Genomic DNA, 16,887 nt, shown 5'->3' with positions numbered 1-16,887 from the left:
TCTGCATGAGTGGGCCGATGGTCCGCACGACACCCTTAGGCTCGTTCCATGACAGAGCCGCCCCTCACCGAAGCCGAGATCGTCGAGGCCGAATGGGAACTCGGCGTTTCCTTTCCCGATGAGTACCGGGTGTATCTGCGCGAGGTGAGCGCCGGCGGGGCACTCTTCCGGCTTGAGCGGACCGGGCGTGGTTGGTGGTGGGCCGGGAACGACGAGGAACAGCGTGAGTTGCTGGCAACTCCCTTTCCGCATCCCGACTCCTACGCAGAGGCGGACGACGAGCTGATGGCGCGTGAACCACAGCCTGAGGCGTTCGAGGACGATGCCGCGTACCGGGAGGCCAGGCGTGTGTGGGTCGAGGAGGCCGACAGGTTCGAGGACCTGAAGACGGCCGGTGCGGTCGTCATCCAGGAACATGGCTGCGGCTTCTCCACCTTGCTGGCTCTGACCGGCTCTCTGGCGGGCACGGTGTGGTGGGATGGACGGGCTACCTGTGGCCTGTTCGTCCCGCTGTCCTTGGATCACGTCGACGGCGCCCGGCCTGTTCGATTCGGGCAGTGGTTGGATTACGGTTCCTGGGCACTCCTGCGGCCGGACTGGGGGCCACCCGTTCCGCCAAGTCCTGTTGTGGGAGACCTGGGGTTCGCCCGGCTCATGATCGATGCAGACCTCAACACCGAGTTCTCGTGCGCTTCTCCATGCGCCGCCGAGCGAGGCGCCGCCGCTGGAGGCCGGCTTCCCGACCACGATCAGTGAAGCGGCGACATCGTGAAGCCGCCGGTCAGCAGGGTGGCGTGACCTCGTTCGGGGTGCTCGTGCTGATGGTGGGCGGCATTCCGTGTGGCAGATCGTCCGGCGGAATGGTTCCGCCGATGATTTCACCGTCCTCGAACGGTCTACCCAATGACGCGACCGTTCGTGACAGGAGTGCCATGTCCACCATCCAGCCAGTGATCGTGACCGCCGACCAGGACGTTCTGCTCGGCTTCTATACGAAATTGTTCGGAGCCGAGGAGATCTTCCGGATTCCGGCGGAGGGCCCGCCCTTCTACCTCGGCCTGCGCATCGGCGACACCGACCTCGGGCTGGTGGCCAAGGAGGACCTGGGACCTGGGGCGGCGCCGCGGATCCTGCTCAGCATCGGTGTCGACGACGTCGACGAGACGCTCGGCCGGGTGGAGGCGCTGGGCGGCTCGGTCAGCGGCAGCCCCAACGACATGCCGTGGGGGCAGCGCGTCGCCCATATCCAGGACCCCGACGGCAACCCCGTGAACCTCACTCAGCCGATCCAGGTCAGGTGACGCTGTTCCGGGAACATCTGGTGGTCGTCGGCTACCAACGGTGGAGGGCCACTTTCTGCGGTGGCCGCGATGTGCTGATCGTGTAGAGGGCGAGTTCACGGGGAGTTGCCGACGGGTCCGCGTGCCCGCGCGCGCACCACTGTGGGCCTCGTGACAGGAGGGGCATTAGGTTGACCGGGAAAGGTCTCGGCAGCCGGACTCACAATGGGGGCGAGCATGACCATGCTAAAAGGAACCAATGTTCCAGTGGCGGCTCAGGCCGTGCGTGTCGAATTGGGGTGGCGCACCGCCCCCGGAACCCCGGACGTGGACGCCTCGGCACTCCTTCTCCTCGGGTCCGGGAAGGTGCGCAGCGACGCGGACTTCGTCTTTTACAACCAGCCGGTCCACGCGTCCGGAGCGGTGCGTCACGAGGGGAAGCGGACCGTTGCCGGATCAGCCACCGACACGCTCGCCGTCGACCTGGCCGGGGTGGAGCCCTCCGTCGACCGCGTGGTGCTGGCGGCCTCCGCGGACGGCGGTTCGTTCGGCCGGGTGACCGGGCTCTACGTGCGGATCACGGACGCGGCGAACGGCACGGAACTGGCGCGCTTCGACAGCACGGACGCGACGGTCGAGACCGCGTTCATCCTGGGGGAGCTCTACCGACGCCAGGGTTCCTGGAAGTTCCGGGCGGTCGGCCAGGGCTACGGCACCGGGCTCGAAGGGCTCGCCACGGACTTCGGGATCTCCGTCGACGAACCGCAGCAGCCCGCACGGGCACCTCAGCCTCACACGCCCGTGCAACCCCAACCGCCCCACCCGGCAACGCGGGTTGCCGCCACGCCGCCTCCGCCCCAGTACCCCCAGCCGACGCTGGCCGCCCCGATGGCCCCGCCGGTTCCTCCCGCGCCCCCCGTCACCCAGCCCGTCCGTCTCACCAAGGTGACCCTCACGAAGGACGCGCCGTCCGTCTCGCTCGCGAAGCAGGGCGGTACGTCGGGAGCCATGCGCGTCAATCTCAACTGGGAAGTGCGCAAGCAATTCAAGGGATGGGGCAGCAAGCTCGGCAGGGCCGTTGCGCAGCACGCGGATCTCGATCTTGACCTCTGCGCCCTCTACGAACTGACCGACGGCCGCAAGGGAGTGGTGCAGGCGCTCGGAAACGCCTTCGGCGCCCTCCACCAGCCGCCCTACATCCAGCTCGACGGCGACGACCGCACGGGCGCCGTCGCCTCCGGCGAGAACCTGACGATCAACCTCGACCAGAAGGCCAGGATCCGCCGGGTCCTCATCTTCGTCACCATTTATGAAGGGGCCCGGAGTTTCGCCGATCTCCATGCGACCGTCACCCTCCAGCCCCAGCACGGCGCGGCGATCGACTTCTCGCTCGACGAATGCACCGTCCCCTCGACGGTCTGCGCGCTCGCGCTCATCACCACCAACGGGAACGACCTCACCGTGCAGCGCGAAGCCCGCTACCTCGTGCCGCAACGCGGTGTGAGCCCCCAGCGCACCATCGACCAGGCATACGGCTGGGGCATGAACTGGACCCCCGGCCGCAAGTGAGACCGGCAGGCGGTCACTGATCCGGTGCGGCCTCGGGACGGGCGTACGTACGCCCCTTCCAGGCCGCGCCGCGGCCGCGATAGTGCTGCATCGCGGAATCGACCGTCATCACCAGATACAGCAGTGCGGTGAACGGCAGCAGCGGAGCGAGCCACAGCGACTGACGGTAGTACCCCAGCATCGGCATGTACGTCCCGGCCATCACGGCCCACGCGGCGCCCCCGGCCCACGCGGCCGCCGGATCCCCGCCCAGCAGCCCCGCCACCAGCGTCACGGGCGGCGCCAGGTAGATGAGTGCGAGGCCGAGCACCGTGCCGAGCAGCACCAGCGGATTGTGCCGCAGCTGCGCGTACGCGCTCCGCGAGACCATGTGCCACAGGTCGGCCAGGCGCGGGTACGGCCGCACGCTGTCCACCCGTTCCGCGAGCCCCAGCCAGATCCGTCCACCGCTGCGCCGCACCGCCCGCGCAAGGGACACGTCGTCGATCACCGCCTGCCGGATCGACTCCGGCACCCGTGCCCGTACCGCCGCCTCGGTCCGCAGCAGCACGCATCCGCCCGCCGCGGCGGCCGTGCGCGTCCCCGCCCGGTTCACCCACCGGAACGGATAGAGCTGCGAGAAGAAGTAGACGAAGGCCGGCACGACGAGCCGTTCCCAGACGCTCTCCACCCGCAGCCGCGCCATCTGCGAGACCAGATCGAAGCCGCCCGACTCGGCGGCCGCCACCAGTTCCCGCAGGCTGTCGGGCTCGTGCGCGATGTCGGCATCCGTCAGCAGCAGGTACTCGGGATCCCGGGACCGGGCCAGCGCGATCCCGTGCCGGACCGCCCAGAGCTTGCCCGTCCAGCCGGGTTCGGGCTCCCCGGGGGACACCACGGTGACGGGCAGCCCCGCGCACCGTACGGACAGCTCACGGGCGAGACCGCCCGTGCCGTCCTTGCTGCAGTCGTCGACCAGGAAGATCTCGGCGGTGCCCGGATAGTCCTGCGCCAGCAGCGACGGCAGGCTCACCGGAAGCATGTCCGCCTCGTCGCGGGCGGGCACGACGACGGCGACCGAGGGCCACTGCGCCGGGGCGGCGCGGCTCGGCAGCCGCTGGTCGGTCCGCCAGAAGAACCCCTGCCCCAGCAGCAGCCACACCCACACGACCAGCGAACCCACGGCGATCCAGGCAACGGCGCTCATTGGCCGAAGTCTGCCCCACTGAGCCGGGACCGCAAGGGCGGTCGACTATGGTGACTGGGTGAAGATCGCGCTCATGGACTCCGGAATCGGCCTCCTCGCCGCCGCCGCCGCAGTACGCCGGCTGAGGCCGGACGCCGATCTGGTGCTCTCCTCCGACCCCGCCAGCATGCCCTGGGGGCCCCGGACGCCCGAGGACGTCACGGCACGCGCCCTGGCCGTTGCCCGGGCCGCCGCGGACCACCGGCCGGACGCGCTGATCGTCGCCTGCAACACGGCCTCCGTCCACGCACTGGCCACGCTCAGGGCCGCGCTGGAGCCCGCGCTGCCGGTCATCGGGACCGTCCCCGCGATCAAGCCGGCCGCCGCGGCAGGCGGCCCGGTCGCGATCTGGGCGACCCCGGCCACCACCGGCAGCCCTTACCAGCGCGGACTGATCCGTGACTTCGCCGGGACCGCCGCCGTCACCGAGGTGCCCTGCCCCGGGCTGGCCGACGCAGTGCAGTACGCGGACGAGGCCGGGATCGAGAAGGCCCTGGCCGCCGCCGCCGCGCTCACGCCGCCCGATGTGCAGGCCGTGGTGCTGGGCTGTACTCACTACGAACTGGTCGCCGAACGCATCCGGGGCGCCGTGCAGCAGCCCGGCCGCCCGCCCGTCGTCCTGCACGGCTCCGCCGGCGCCGTGGCCGCCCAGGCCCTGCGCCGGATCGGGGCCGAGCCCGCTCCGTCGGCCGAACCGTCCGCCGGACTCGCCGTACTCCTCGGCGGACAGCCGGCCGAGCTGCCGGAAGCCGCCCTGGCCTACGCGGAAGGGCGCGGGCTCGCCACCGTCACCACCGCCCGCTGACCGCCCGGCGGCCCGAACGGGGCCGTGAGACCCGTCCCCTCGTGCGCATTGTTCAGTACGCTGCTTGGCATGAGGGACCACCCCCGCAAACCGACGCGTACCGGTGCCGATACCCACACAGCGGTCTGGGTCGGCCGGGCCACCAACCGGACCCAGTGGGTACTCGCGGCCGCAGGCGCCGCCTGTCTGGCGCTCGGCATCCAGCTCGCCGTCAGCTCCACCTGGACCTCCGGCATCGCTCCGCTGCTCATGTCGGTGATCGGCTGCGTGGCGGCCGGACTGCTCATGCTGTTCGGGACCCTCGCCTTCGTGAACGTGGCGGTCCGTGTCGACGGCGACGCCCTCGAAGTGCGCTGCGGCCACATGGGGCTGCCGCGCCGCCGCATCCTGCTCACCCATGTGGTGGGCGCGGAGTTCGCACCCCGCGTCACCCCGCGCCAGTGGGGCGGCTGGGGCTACCGCTGGCGGCCCGAGCAGGGCACGGCCGTGGTCGTGCGCCGAGGCGAGGGCCTGGTGCTCAGGCTCGGCGACGGCAGGACCTTCACCGTCACGGTCGACGACGCCGAGGCGGGCGTCCGGTTCATCCGCGACCGCCTGCACCTGCCGTCCACCGGTGCAGCGGCTGGCGCCTGACCTTCGGGACGTCGCCGCTCCGGTCCGTGAGGAGTCCGCCGACGCCTCGGCGCCGCCCGGCGTGAAGCCCGCAGCCAAGCGGTTCCCCGGCCGGTCTCACCGTCCCGCGCGGTCCGCCTGCGCTTCGGACCCCGGTACACCGTCCCCGCCGTGCGGCAACCGCTCCACGGCGACGCCGCCCGCGGGGTCGGCCTCCCCGATCGGCCGCCTGGCCGACGCCAGCCCGGCGAGCAGCCCCGCCCCGGCCGTCACGGGTGTGAAGCTCAGCGCGTTGCCGACGCTCGCCAGCCCCGCCAGGGCCGTGAGCGCGGCGCCGGCGGTCAGAGCCACCGCGGTGCTGCGGGGTGAGCGCCACAGGACGTACAGAAGCCAGCCGAACGCGGCCGCCAGAAGCACCACACCGACCACCCCCTGCTCGGCCGCCTGCTGCAGCGCCGCCGAGTGCGGCTTCCCGTCCGAACCCAGGGTCTGCTGCGCGGTGGGGCTCAGGTCGGCGAAGCGGTCGGGGCCGACGCCGAGCCACGGCTGCTGCCCGGCCAGCCGCGTCGCGTCCTGCCACAGCTGCACCCGGTAGCTGGTCAACTGGCCCTCCAGGGAGACCGTGAGCCCGTGGGGCAGTACCTCCTCGGCCATCGCCCACGACAGGCCGGCCATCAGGCCCGCGGCGAGTGCCAGACCGGCGAGCCCGAGCAGCCGACGGTGCATTCTGACCGCTGCCAGGGAACACAGCAGCACCCCGATCGCCGCCGCGAACCCGGCGACGGAACCGAGTGCGAGTGCGACACAGGCCGTGCCGAGAGCCAGCAGCCGCAGCGCGAACCGCAGGCATTCCCGCCGGGCCGCGGCCGCCGCGCAGCAGGCCGCACCGGCGGCCAGGACCAGCAGCGCGGCCGCCGCGCCGGTGTGTCCCGGAGCGGTGTCCACGGTGGCCGTCGCACCGGGCATGCCATGACGCCAGAGGAGCGCCATGACGAGGGCGGCCAGGGCGGACACGGCCGCGGTTGCCACCGGCAGTAGCGTTCCGCAGATCCGCCCGCAGGCGAAACCCGCCGCGACGGCGAGCAGCGCGAGCAGGACCCCTTCGGGCCGGGTCTCGCGTCCGGCCGCGCTGATCAGCGACCAGATCGCGCACGCGGCCAGAATCAGTGCCCCCGCGACGTCGGAGGCGTTGCCGTCCTCGGGTCCCCGCTCTGCTGGTGCAGTCATCACGTCCGTCCCCCGGCCTGTGACCGTCCCGATCGCGAAGGCCGGATCCGGCCGGTCGGCGGGGGACTGGCGCACAGATTAACGGTCACAGCGGTCATATGTGCAGGAGATGCGAAGAAACGATCCGGCGGTAGGGATTCCGTCAGCGCGACGGGGCTCCCCGGGACATGGCGCGTCACCGTAGACTCCGCCGGGTGAGCACCACCATCGCCCAGGTCGGCGACCCGCAGAAGCCCGTCTCCACCACCCGAGCCGGCCGTCTGCTGCCGCGCCTCGCACGGCCCGCCGCCGCCGTCCTCTCCGGGGTGCTGCTCTACGCGAGCTTCCCGCCCCGGCCGCTGTGGTGGCTGGTTCTGCCCGGTTTCGCGCTGCTCGGCTGGGTGCTGTTCGAACGCCGTTTCCGCGCCGCGTTCGGCCTCGGCCTGCTCGCCGGGCTCGGCTTCATGCTGCCGCTGCTGCACTGGACGGGCGAAGAGGTCGGCCCGGTGCCGTGGCTGGCTCTCGCCGCGGCCGAGGCGCTGTTCATCGCCGTGGGCTGCATCGGCATCTCGGCCGTGTCCCGGCTCGCCGGCTGGCCGTTCTGGGCCGCCGCGGTCTGGACGCTCGACGAGGCGCTCCGGGCCCGGGTGCCGTTCGGCGGCTTCCCCTGGGGCAAGATCGCCTTCGGGCAGGCGGACAGCGTGTTCCTGCCGCTCGCCGCGCTGGGTGGCACGCCGCTCCTCTCGTTCGCCGTGGTGCTGTGCGGCTTCGGGCTCTTCGAGGCGGTCCGCCGGTTCCGGATCCGCCGTGCCACGGGCGAACTGCCCCGCCTGGCGGCTGCGGCGACCGCGGCGGCCGTCCTCGTGCCGGTCGCCGCGGCCTTCGCGTCGCTGCCGCTGGTGGACGACTCCGCCGAGGACGGCACCGCGACCGTCGCCGCGATCCAGGGCAACGTGCCGCGGCTCGGCCTCGACTTCAACTCGCAGCGCCGCGCCGTCCTGGACAACCACGCCAACCGCACGGAGCAGCTCGCCCGGGACGTGAAGGCGGGCAAGGTCCCCCAGCCCGACTTCGTCCTGTGGCCGGAGAACTCCTCCGACCTCGACCCCTACCGCAACGCCGACGCGAGGATCGTCATCGACGACGCCGTGAAGGCGATCGGTGTGCCGACCGTGGTCGGCGCGGTCGTCGAACCCGACACGGGCGACCTGCGCAACACCCTCATCCAGTGGGACCCGGACAAGGGCCCCGTGGCCACGTACGACAAGCGGCACATCCAGCCGTTCGGCGAGTACATGCCGATGCGCTCCTTCGTGCGCATCTTCAGTTCGGACGTGGACCGTGTGCAGCGCGACTTCGGACCGGGAAAGAAGGTCGGCGTCTTCGATCTGGCAGGGACCGACGTCGGGCTGGTCACCTGCTACGAGGCCGCGTTCGACGACGCCGTACGCGACACGGTCGAGCACGGCGCCCAGCTGATCGCCGTCCCCAGTAACAACGCCACCTTCGGCCGCAGCGAGATGACCTACCAGCAGCTCGCCATGTCCCGGGTGCGCGCGGTCGAGCACAGCCGTTCCGTGGTCGTCCCGGTCACCAGCGGTGTCAGCGCGGTGATCCGCCCGGACGGCACCGTCGTCCAGAAGACGAAGATGTTCACGCCGGACGCCTTGGTGGACGAGGTGCCGCTGCGCTCCTCGCTGACCCCGGCGACCAGGATGGGCCCGCTTCCCGAAGGACTGCTGGCGCTGCTCGCGGTGATCGGACTCGGCTGGGTGACGGTGGGGGCGGTGCGCGCGCGACGTGCCCGTTGAGCGGGCCGCCGCGCCGCGTAGGGTCGTGGCATGGCAATTCCTGACTTCATCCGCGAGATCCGCGCCACCGCGGGTCAACAGTTGCTCCTGCTGCCCGGCGTCAGCGCCGTCGTCTTCGACGACGAAGGCAGAGTGCTTCTGGGCCGACGCGCCGACACCGGCGACTGGTCGATCATCGGAGGCATCTCCGAGCCGGGGGAGCAGCCGGCGGCGACGGCGGAGCGCGAGGTGTACGAGGAGACCGCCGTGCACTGCGTGGCCGAGCGGGTGGTGCTCACCCAGGCCCTGCCTCCTGTGCAGTACGAGAACGGTGACCGGTGCCAGTACCTGGACGTCACCTTCCGCTGCCGTGCGACCGGCGGCACGGCCCGGGTCAATGACGACGAGTCGCTGGAAGTGGACTGGTTCCACGTCGACGCGCTGCCACCGCTGCAGGAGTTCGCGCTCTTCCGGATCAAGCAGTCGATGACCGAAGGACCCACCTGGTTCGAGGCCACCGACCCGCAGATGTGACCGCGGGGCCGGGCGGCCGCACTCGGCCCCCGGCCCCCGGCCGTTGTGGGTCAGACACTGCGTACCGCTGCGGATCAGGAACGACGCACCCCAGCGGATCGGACGCTACGTACCGCTGTGCACGGCGTCAGCGGACGGCTTCGCGGAGGTGTCCTGCCCTCCGTCCGGCTCCACGTCCGCCAGGTCCCTGTGCCGGGTCTCCTTGGCGCAGACGACGGCCAGCACGGTGATGAGCGCGGCGGCGATCACGTACAGCGCGATCGGTGTCGAGCTGTTGTAGTCGGCGAGCAGCGCGGTGGCGATGAGCGGTGCCGGGGCACCGGCCGCGACGGACGAGAACTGGGCGCCGATCGACGCACCCGAGTACCGCATCCGGGTGGCGAAGAGTTCCGAGAAGAAGGCAGCCTGCGGCGCGTACATCGCCCCGTGGAAGAACAGACCCACCGTCACGGCGAGCAGAAGGCTCCAGAAGCTCCTGGTGTCGATCAGCGCGAAGAACGGGAACATCCAGAGCCCCACCCCGACCGCGCCGACGAGGTAGACCGGCCGGCGCCCGACCCGGTCGGACAGCGCGCCCCACAGCGGGATGACGGCGAAGTGGATCGCCGACGCGATGAGGACGGCGTTGAGTGCCGTCTGCTTGCTCAGATCGGCCGCGGTCGTCGCGTAGACGAGGATGAACGCCGTGATGACGTAATAGCTGATGTTCTCCGCCATCCTGGCGCCCATGGCGATCAGCACATCGCGCCAGTGGTGCCGCAGCACGGCCACGACCGGCAGCTTCTCCGCTGCCCCGGAAGCGGCCCTGCGCTCCTCGGCCTGTGCCAGCGCGGCTTTGAACAACGGCGATTCATCGACAGACAGACGAATCCACAAACCGATGATCACCAGTACGCCGGAGAGCAGGAACGGGATACGCCAGCCCCACGCCTCGAAGGTCGAATCCGACATGATCGCGGTGAGTGCGGAGAGCACCCCGGTGGCGAGCAACTGCCCGGCCGGTGCACCGGTCTGCGGCCACGAGGCCCAGAACCCGCGGCGCTTCGCGTCCCCGTGCTCCGACACCAGCAGTACGGCCCCGCCCCACTCGCCGCCAAGAGCGAAACCCTGCACCAGCCGGAGCACGGTGAGCAGGACCGGAGCGGCGACGCCGACGGTGGCGTGGGTCGGCAGCAGCCCGATGGCGAACGTGGCGCCGCCCATCATCAACAGGCTGAGCACCAGCAGCTTCTTGCGCCCGAGCCGGTCGCCGTAGTGCCCGAAGACCAGTGCACCGATCGGCCGCGCGGCGAAGCCGACGGCGTACGTGAGGAAGGACAGCAGGGTTCCGACGAGCGGCTCGGAATCGGGGAAGAACAGTTTGTTGAAGACCAGTGCGGCCGCTGATCCGTAGAGGAAGAAGTCGTATTGGACTCTTTCGGGTCTATATGTCCAGGTTGGTTCCCATAATGAATAAACAGTGTTTCTGTCCCTGCGGGCGTAGAATGTCCATCACTCGCACGGAGCGACATCATGATCAGTCCCAGCCTGCAAGAGGCGATACAGGAGTTCCAGACCGCCCAGCGGAAAGAGAACATCCCACGGGGCACTATCCAGCAGTACCGACACGTACTGAACAGGCTCCAAGCCCGCTACCCGGGGCGGAAGTTCGCCGGAATCCACACTCAGGAACTGAACGACTTCCTGTACGGGCCGGCGGGAATCCTAGTCGGGAAGAAGCCCAAGACCGGCACGTGCTACCGGTCCGCGCTGAACTCCTTCTTCGCGTACGGCTACATGCGCGGCTGGTCCCGCTCTCCGTTGGTCGCACCTCGCAAGGTCTTCCGATCGAGGCAGGCTCGGACCCGACACGACGGCTTGCCCACTCGGCTCCCCGAGTCGGCGCTACTGCTGATGCTGGAACGGGCCGAACACCCGATGCTCCGCGCCATGATCGCCGTATGCATCGGAACCGCCCTCCGCGTCTCTGACGTCCGAAAGCTGCGCTGCTCCGACGTCGACATGGACACCGGGGAGTTGTACGTGTGGGTCATGAAAACGGGCCGGTTCGACGCAATGCCCATAACCCTCGATCTCGAAGATGAATTGCGCCGGTACCTCCTTTGGTACACACGCGAGACCGGCCAGACGCTCAAGGATGAAGGGTTTCTCTTTCCTGGCTGGTCGCGCCGGAACCACTCGGGTACGGGGTACGTGTACTACGTGCCCGACCCCGTTCGACAGTGCTCATACTCGTGGGCGTCGGAACGGCTCAAGGTGGTGTTCGAGGCGTCGGGCGTCCATGTCGAGAAGGGGGAAGCCTGGCATGTGATCCGGCGGTCCGTCGCCCGCATCTACTTTGACCGGCGCCGTACCGAGGTCAGCCACGATCACGCATTGCGGGAGACGTCGGCATTCCTTGGTCACTTGAACCAGGAGACGACGGAACGGTACTTGGGGTTGCAGGCTGAGCGTGAGGCCCGGAATCGGAACCTCCGGGGCCGACGATTCATCGGGGTGGCGCCGGATGCGACGGTTACGCCGATCCGGAGGCCGGTGTAATTCGAAGGTGGGGGCGGGAAGCGAGTCGTGTGGGTCGCATGTCCCGCCCCCGGTCTAAACGGCGTAAATTCCTGCGCCGGTCTCAATCCAGTGCCGGACGAGTCGGCGGAGGGCCTTTGCGCCCCTCTCACTGCCCGTGTGTGCGGCAAACCGTGCGGCCTCGGTATCCCAGACTCCCCAAGAACCCGTGCGACCGTCATAGCGGATCTCAAGACGTTCGGCGTCCATGATCAGAAGTCCGTTTCCCGAAGGATGAACGCGATCTTCGCAACCTGCTCCGGGGTGACCTCGGACGGCAGGCAATCGATGTATCCCGACACCATCTGTTCGGGGTGATCCGACGTGTGGAGCCGGTAGCGCCATCCGATCGACGTCCAGTAGACGAGAGCGGTGACGTCCGTTCCTGGGATCTTGATCCGGTGCCGGGGCCCAGGATCTCGATGTTCGTTCATGGTGATCACTTCCGTGGGGGGTTGGGTGTGATCCGTGAGCTACGCGGGAGTCGAACCCGCTGCGCGGTGATGTGCGCTCCTCCCGTCGGCCGCTAAGCGTCCGGGGTAGCCCATGTCCGGCGGGGTGATCGAAACAGCCAAGTTGATCTGGATCGCCTGCCCGCCGGGCGCCGGGATTTTTGGGGGCCCCCGGCGGGGCCGTCGCACGATCTTGCCAAGGACCCTTGCGGGCTGATCGTCGTACCTGTTTCCCCTGGTGGGGCGCGCTTCCCGCGTCTTAACGATCGTGTCCGATTCGGTGTCTTTCAACCTGTTTCGGTTGGTTCGTCTGGTTTCAACCTTGCGCCGAAGTTGCGAGGGCGTCAAGAGTTCGAGGGCAGAACTTTTCATGATCTTTCTACCCTCAAGTAATACTTTCGCCCGTTTGCGCAGGTCAGGATGCTTACGTCCTATTTATGTGGGAACGTACCTTGACCTGCGGCGCACGTTGCGGGAGCGTCGTGAATGTACGCAGTTCGTCCCAATTAATGCCTGGGAAGGAAGTTTGCGAGCCATGGGAACCACGCCGACCGGTGCCGAAAGATTCGGCCGATGGCTGGATCTGACCATGGGAAACAAGGACATAAAGGGGCGTGACCTTGCAAAGCGCCTGAAGGTGCATGATTCAGCCGTAAGCCGGTGGAGAAGCGGACAAGGTGTCCCAACCATGGACACAACGCTGAAACTGGCTAAGCTGCTTAAAGTCGATCCTTTGCGGCTGGCTGTAACCGCTGGCCTCATGGACGGCCAGATCGTCAACGTGGAGCCCCTGCCGACTCCCGAGCCCACCGCCCAGCGCGCGGCCGTGAAGCGGCAGTTGAGCAAAATCCGGGGGCTCACCGAGGCGGAAAGGGAACGTCTCATGGACGCATACGACGACATGACGGGAGGCGACGCGTCATGACGGCGCGTCTGAAACAAGAGCACCGACGGGCGCTTGCCATCGCGTCGGTACTCGGGGGATGGGCCGGGGCTCTCGTCGTCACAATCCTCCGCGTAACGGAGAAAGCAGGAGCCTCCTACGGAGCCCTCGCGATCCTCTTCATCGGTATCGCCATCGCGGGCCACACCACCCTGTCCCGGATGCGGGCAGTCGAGGCAATGACCCAAGTGTTCGTCGCGGGACTCACCGCAGGAAGTGCCGCCGCAGCAGGAAAGAAGGAAGTGTCATGACACACGCTCAGATACATACGACGGCGCAGCCGGCGCAGACTCCGAAGAAGAGGAAGCGGGTGTTCATGTGGACGTTCATAGCCGTCCAGGTGGTCTTCCTGCTCTGGGTAATCCTCGGAGCCAACTCCGGCGGCGCCACCGACTGCGGGTCGCTGTCCACGGCAGATTGCAAGGACGCTTCCGACGCGGGGACGGCGATCGGCGTGGGCCTGATCATCGGTCTGTGGGCGTTCGTGGACGTCATCCTCGGCATCACGTACGCGGTGGTCCGGCTGGCACGCCGGTAGGAGAGCGCCCCCAGCTCGGGCTATGAGCTGGGGACGCCCGCCCTGAATGTAACGGAACTCGGGCACAAAAAAGCGGGCCCCCGCCAGAAGCGGGGGCCCTTTGGGTTACGGCTGCTTGTTCGGGACCGCGTACGTCACGCCGAGCGCGCCGAGCACGGACAGAATCACGGTGACAAGGTCACCGGTCGACAGCGAACCGTCGGCCGTAGCCACTGCCAGAGTTCCGGCAGCGGCGGCAGCTGCGGCCACGAAAGCCTTGGCAGCCGATCCGAGAGTGAACATGGGGGTTTCTCCTTCTAGTGGGGCTCGTCGAGCTTGGCGCCGAGAGCGGTCAGGTGATCCGTCAGGAACGCGCGAAGCTTCTGTTCCTGGTCGCGGAGACCGGCCAGCGTGGTCTGCACCGTGTACAGCTCCCCCTGCGCCCGATTCCGCTGGTTGTCGGCCTCCACCGTCGATTCGCCGATGATGCGGGCGGCCTCCGACTTAGCCGCCGCTATGTGCTCATCAGCCTTCTTCGCGGCCTCGGCGGTCTGCTGGTCCGCCGTCTGCTGGGCAACGGACAGAATCCGCGACACATCGCCCAGGTACTCGGGAATGGCAGGCATGGCCGTGGTCGGGGCCGACCCGTACGCGTCCAACTGCCGCTGAACAACGGCAAGCTGAGACTTGACGCGTGACAGCTCGGACTGCGCGGCCTGCTCCCGGGCAAGGGAGCCGGCCAAGGCTCCCTTGCAGCTGTCCAGGAAGTCATCTACGTCGTCCTGGTCGTAGCCCTCTTTCAGGCGGACGGTGGTGAACTGCTTCCGGTCGATGTCTACGGGTGTCAACATCGAGAACTCCTTAGATCGAAACTCCGTGGCTGCGGAGCCACTTGACGGGGTCGATGACGTCCCCATAGGTGTTGGTGTTCCGGACCTCGAAATGCAGGTGAGGACCGGTCACGTTGCCGGTGGCCCCGGACATGCCGATGACGTCCCCAGCGGCGACAGTCGCGCCGTCGGTGACGTCGATCCGGGACAGGTGGGCGTACAGGGTGTACTTCCCGTCCGGGTGGTGGATGACGATGTGGTTGCCGTACGCCGCGCCCTGCCCGCCGACGATGACCGTCCCGGCGGCGACGGCATGCACAGGCGTGCCGACCGGCACCGGGAAGTCAGTCCCCGTGTGGAAGCCCGCGGAGTACGAACCGTTGATGACGCCGAACGCGTAGCCGGGCGCCTGAGCGACCGGCGACACGTAGTCAGCCACCTGCCCCGGGGTGGTCGTCGGAGACGGCGACGCCGTCTGTGACGGGGCCGGGGTGGGGGTGTCGACCGGGGCCGGGGTCACCGGCTTCGACGTCGCCTTGTGGTGGTCGGAATGTCCCGATACTGCACCAGAACCGGCCAGTAGGCGCAGCACCTGACCCGGGAAGATAAGGTGAGGATTTGCGCCCACAACGTCCCGGTTTGCCTGGTACAGCGGGCCCCAGTGACTCGAACCGTGCGCGTACGCGATGTCCGACAGGGTGTCGCCCGGAACAACTGTGTACGTCCCTGCCGTCTTGGGAACGGCGGGGGCGTGCCAGTGTCCCTTCCCCTTGTGGTTGTGCGGCTTCGGCGTTGCCGGAGGAGACACAACCGGGGGAGTCGTCGGCGGAGTTGTGACCGGCGGGGTTGTAGGTGTGGTGGGAGTCGACGGGACGGAAGACGCGTCCGGGCGGACCACGCCGACGATCTGACCGCCGCGACCGGAGACGTTCGACACCGTGATGCCACGCGACCCAGACGCTTCGACCATCTTCCCGTCACCGATGAACATCGTGACGTGGTTCGGCGACGGCTGACCGGTCCCCTGGAAGTTCCACAGGATCAGATCCCCGGGCCGCATGTCCGACTGCGACACGTGGGGAAGGGTCTCGTCCTGCTCGTACGTGTCCCTGCCGATGCTGACGCCGGCCGACCGCCAGGCGGCCTGGACGAACGAGGAACAGTCGTACGCCGTCGGCCCCTCAGCACCGAACGAGTACCGAAGATCCCCGGCGTTGGCGTGCCCGACCGCCCACGCGATGGCCTTCGCCGCGTTCACGGTCGTCCCCGAACCGGTAGCCGGCGCGGGGGTGGTGGTCGTGCCGGAACCACCGAGGATGGACAGCCCCTCGGCCGCCCCGTTCTCCCGGGTGAGGCCCACGTACTGTCCGGCGTACCGCTGCCCGGACACCAGGGTCATGGTCGAGCACGTCCACTGCCCCGGGCCTTCCTCGGCCAGGAGGATCTTCGCTCGCTTCAGCTGCTCGGCCGGGGTGGCGTCTGCCGGGTTACCGGTCCCTCCCACCGCGTTCCAAGTCGACTGGAGGAACTGGAACCCGCCGTAGTACGGCGGGGTCTTGATCCCGAAGTCCTGCCCGGACTCGCACTCTGCGAGGCGGTCCCACACCGTCGAGGAGTCGGCGTGGGCCGTCCCAACGAATGTGGCCGGAACGGCGACTCCCGTTCCGGCCACTGCGATCACCGACAGGGCCTTGACCCTGCTGTCCTTCTTCTTTCTGTGCCTTCCGTGAGCCACCGGGCCCACCATCCTTACTTGTTCGTTTAGTTACCCGCCTTGAACAGGCCGGATTTGGCGCCCAGCTTGGTGAGCGAGGTGAGGCCCGGGTGCCCGTCGGCGTCAGACCCGGTGTAGCCCAGGGACCGCTGCCACTTGGCGTAGCCCTGGACGGTGAGGGGGCCGAACTCTCCACGGCCCGGGAACACGCACAGACCGAGCTTGATGAGTGCGTTCTGTACGAGGGTGGTGTCCTTCACGGACGAACCGGCGGTGCCGTCGACCCCGTACTTCCCGGTCGGCGAGTTCGCGGCGCGCTGCACCACGGACAGGCGGACCGTTGGGAGGTTCGAGGCCGGGGGCGGAGTCGTCGGCGGCTGTGGGGTTGTCGGTGTCGGGTTGACGTACTTCGGCCGCCCGTAACCGGCGATGGTGTCGGCGTACCGGACCTTCCGCGCGCACACGTTCCCGATGTTGCCTTCGATGGTGTGGACGGCCGACCCGTTGACCGACTCGACGATGCCGACATGGTCGATTGCAGAGATGCTGTTCGAGCCGTTCCAGTCGAAGAAAACGATGTCGCCTCTGCGGATACCGGCGGTGTCGGTGTGCCAGGCTCCCCGGTCCTTGAACGCCTGCGCGTGCGCGACGGTGTACGCGTACTTCCCGCCGAAGCAGACCGCAGATTCGTTGCCTGAGTGGTAGGCCGCGTACGTGATGGTCATGTCGCACCACGCGTCGTTGAGCCCGTACCAACGGGTTATGTAGTTGGTGTTGTTGCCGTTGGTTTCGCCTGCACCGAGGCAGGAAACCATCGCGGCAACCATTGCTTCTACACCGGACATATTCGG

At 68.6% G+C, this 16,887-nt stretch carries 18 protein-coding genes and 1 pseudogene; 11 read left to right on the top strand and 8 right to left on the bottom strand.

Features of this window, described 5'->3' with window-relative positions; genetic code table 11:
- Window positions 1–48: 48 nt before the first annotated feature.
- From ACGFZA_RS16145 to ACGFZA_RS16135, 3 genes are all read left to right on the top strand, one after another.
- On the top strand, window positions 49–756 hold the full coding sequence (locus ACGFZA_RS16145; RefSeq protein WP_393679614.1) for an SMI1/KNR4 family protein: 708 nt from the start codon (window positions 49–51) through the stop codon (window positions 754–756).
- Window positions 757–932: 176 nt separating this feature from the next.
- Entirely contained in the window at window positions 933–1,301 is a 369-nt protein-coding gene (locus ACGFZA_RS16140; protein WP_385271722.1) for a VOC family protein, read from the top strand.
- 204 nt (window positions 1,302–1,505) lie between these two features.
- The gene (locus tag ACGFZA_RS16135; RefSeq protein WP_393679611.1) at window positions 1,506–2,849 is read left to right on the top strand and encodes a TerD family protein; all 1,344 of its coding nucleotides are present in this window, start codon (window positions 1,506–1,508) and stop codon (window positions 2,847–2,849) included.
- A 13-nt stretch (window positions 2,850–2,862) separates the two neighbouring features.
- Here ACGFZA_RS16135 and ACGFZA_RS16130 read toward each other — a convergent pair whose 3' ends face one another.
- Entirely contained in the window at window positions 2,863–4,035 is a 1,173-nt protein-coding gene (locus ACGFZA_RS16130; protein ID WP_393679609.1) for a glycosyltransferase, read from the bottom strand.
- 58 nt (window positions 4,036–4,093) lie between these two features.
- On the opposite strand from ACGFZA_RS16130, the gene ACGFZA_RS16125 reads away from it, so the two are divergent.
- Together ACGFZA_RS16125 and ACGFZA_RS16120 are read left to right on the top strand one after the other, a co-directional pair.
- The gene (locus ACGFZA_RS16125; RefSeq protein WP_385271713.1) at window positions 4,094–4,879 is read left to right on the top strand and encodes a glutamate racemase; all 786 of its coding nucleotides are present in this window, start codon (window positions 4,094–4,096) and stop codon (window positions 4,877–4,879) included.
- A gap of 69 nt (window positions 4,880–4,948) precedes the next feature.
- Window positions 4,949–5,512 carry a hypothetical protein gene (locus ACGFZA_RS16120; protein WP_385271711.1) on the top strand — a complete coding sequence of 188 codons (564 nt, stop codon included), beginning with the start codon at window positions 4,949–4,951 and terminating at the stop codon, window positions 5,510–5,512.
- Window positions 5,513–5,608: 96 nt separating this feature from the next.
- On the opposite strand, the gene ACGFZA_RS16115 is transcribed toward ACGFZA_RS16120, so the two are convergent.
- Window positions 5,609–6,718, bottom strand: a complete 1,110-nt coding sequence (locus ACGFZA_RS16115; RefSeq protein ID WP_393679606.1) for an O-antigen ligase family protein — start codon at window positions 6,716–6,718, stop codon at window positions 5,609–5,611.
- Between the two features lie 194 nt (window positions 6,719–6,912).
- On the opposite strand from ACGFZA_RS16115, the gene lnt reads away from it, so the two are divergent.
- Window positions 6,913–8,508: an apolipoprotein N-acyltransferase gene (gene lnt, locus ACGFZA_RS16110; protein WP_385271705.1), complete on the top strand. Its 1,596-nt coding sequence runs from the start codon at window positions 6,913–6,915 to the stop codon at window positions 8,506–8,508.
- Window positions 8,509–8,538: 30 nt separating this feature from the next.
- The gene (locus ACGFZA_RS16105; RefSeq protein ID WP_385271702.1) at window positions 8,539–9,021 is read left to right on the top strand and encodes an NUDIX domain-containing protein; all 483 of its coding nucleotides are present in this window, start codon (window positions 8,539–8,541) and stop codon (window positions 9,019–9,021) included.
- Between the two features lie 105 nt (window positions 9,022–9,126).
- Here the strand turns inward: ACGFZA_RS16105 and ACGFZA_RS16100 are convergent.
- Window positions 9,127–10,428 (bottom strand): annotated as a pseudogene (locus ACGFZA_RS16100) (MFS transporter); the annotation flags it as partial.
- 105 nt (window positions 10,429–10,533) lie between these two features.
- Between ACGFZA_RS16100 and ACGFZA_RS16095 the strand changes: the two are divergent.
- Window positions 10,534–11,562, top strand: coding sequence for a tyrosine-type recombinase/integrase (locus ACGFZA_RS16095; protein WP_393679603.1), 1,029 nt, complete (start codon window positions 10,534–10,536; stop codon window positions 11,560–11,562).
- 230 nt (window positions 11,563–11,792) lie between these two features.
- Here the strand turns inward: ACGFZA_RS16095 and ACGFZA_RS16090 are convergent, their stop codons facing one another.
- The gene (locus ACGFZA_RS16090; RefSeq protein WP_393679601.1) at window positions 11,793–12,014 is read right to left on the bottom strand and encodes a hypothetical protein; all 222 of its coding nucleotides are present in this window, start codon (window positions 12,012–12,014) and stop codon (window positions 11,793–11,795) included.
- A 388-nt stretch (window positions 12,015–12,402) separates the two neighbouring features.
- Here ACGFZA_RS16090 and ACGFZA_RS16085 point away from each other — a divergent pair, with 388 nt between their 5' ends.
- From ACGFZA_RS16085 to ACGFZA_RS16075, 3 genes are read left to right on the top strand one after another with little or no spacing between them, the layout of a single operon-like run.
- A complete protein-coding gene (locus ACGFZA_RS16085) occupies window positions 12,403–12,957 on the top strand; it encodes a helix-turn-helix domain-containing protein (RefSeq protein WP_393679709.1) in 555 nt (184 codons plus the stop codon).
- Window positions 12,954–13,226 (top strand): hypothetical protein, encoded by a 273-nt coding sequence (locus ACGFZA_RS16080; protein WP_393679599.1) that lies wholly within the window; start codon window positions 12,954–12,956, stop codon window positions 13,224–13,226. The genes ACGFZA_RS16085 and ACGFZA_RS16080 overlap by 4 nt, the downstream gene beginning before the upstream one ends.
- Window positions 13,223–13,513, top strand: a complete 291-nt coding sequence (locus tag ACGFZA_RS16075) for a hypothetical protein (RefSeq protein ID WP_393679597.1) — start codon at window positions 13,223–13,225, stop codon at window positions 13,511–13,513. The genes ACGFZA_RS16080 and ACGFZA_RS16075 overlap by 4 nt, the downstream gene beginning before the upstream one ends.
- A gap of 105 nt (window positions 13,514–13,618) precedes the next feature.
- Here ACGFZA_RS16075 and ACGFZA_RS16070 read toward each other — a convergent pair whose 3' ends face one another.
- Genes ACGFZA_RS16070 through ACGFZA_RS16055 form a run of 4 tightly spaced genes read right to left on the bottom strand, consistent with a single transcriptional unit; the run spans window position 13,619 to window position 16,851 of the window.
- Window positions 13,619–13,795, bottom strand: a complete 177-nt coding sequence (locus ACGFZA_RS16070) for a hypothetical protein (RefSeq protein ID WP_393679595.1) — start codon at window positions 13,793–13,795, stop codon at window positions 13,619–13,621.
- A gap of 14 nt (window positions 13,796–13,809) precedes the next feature.
- Entirely contained in the window at window positions 13,810–14,343 is a 534-nt protein-coding gene (locus tag ACGFZA_RS16065; RefSeq protein WP_393679593.1) for a DivIVA domain-containing protein, read from the bottom strand.
- A 10-nt stretch (window positions 14,344–14,353) separates the two neighbouring features.
- The gene (locus tag ACGFZA_RS16060; protein ID WP_393679591.1) at window positions 14,354–16,057 is read right to left on the bottom strand and encodes a peptidoglycan DD-metalloendopeptidase family protein; all 1,704 of its coding nucleotides are present in this window, start codon (window positions 16,055–16,057) and stop codon (window positions 14,354–14,356) included.
- A gap of 26 nt (window positions 16,058–16,083) precedes the next feature.
- A complete protein-coding gene (locus tag ACGFZA_RS16055) occupies window positions 16,084–16,851 on the bottom strand; it encodes a CHAP domain-containing protein (RefSeq protein ID WP_393679589.1) in 768 nt (255 codons plus the stop codon).
- Window positions 16,852–16,887 lie beyond the last annotated feature (36 nt).

Source organism: Streptomyces sp. NPDC048211 (assembly GCF_043202315.1).
GTDB lineage: Bacteria > Actinomycetota > Actinomycetes > Streptomycetales > Streptomycetaceae > Streptomyces.
Note: the sequence above shows the minus strand (reverse complement) of the source record. Positions and strands in the feature narration are given on the sequence as shown.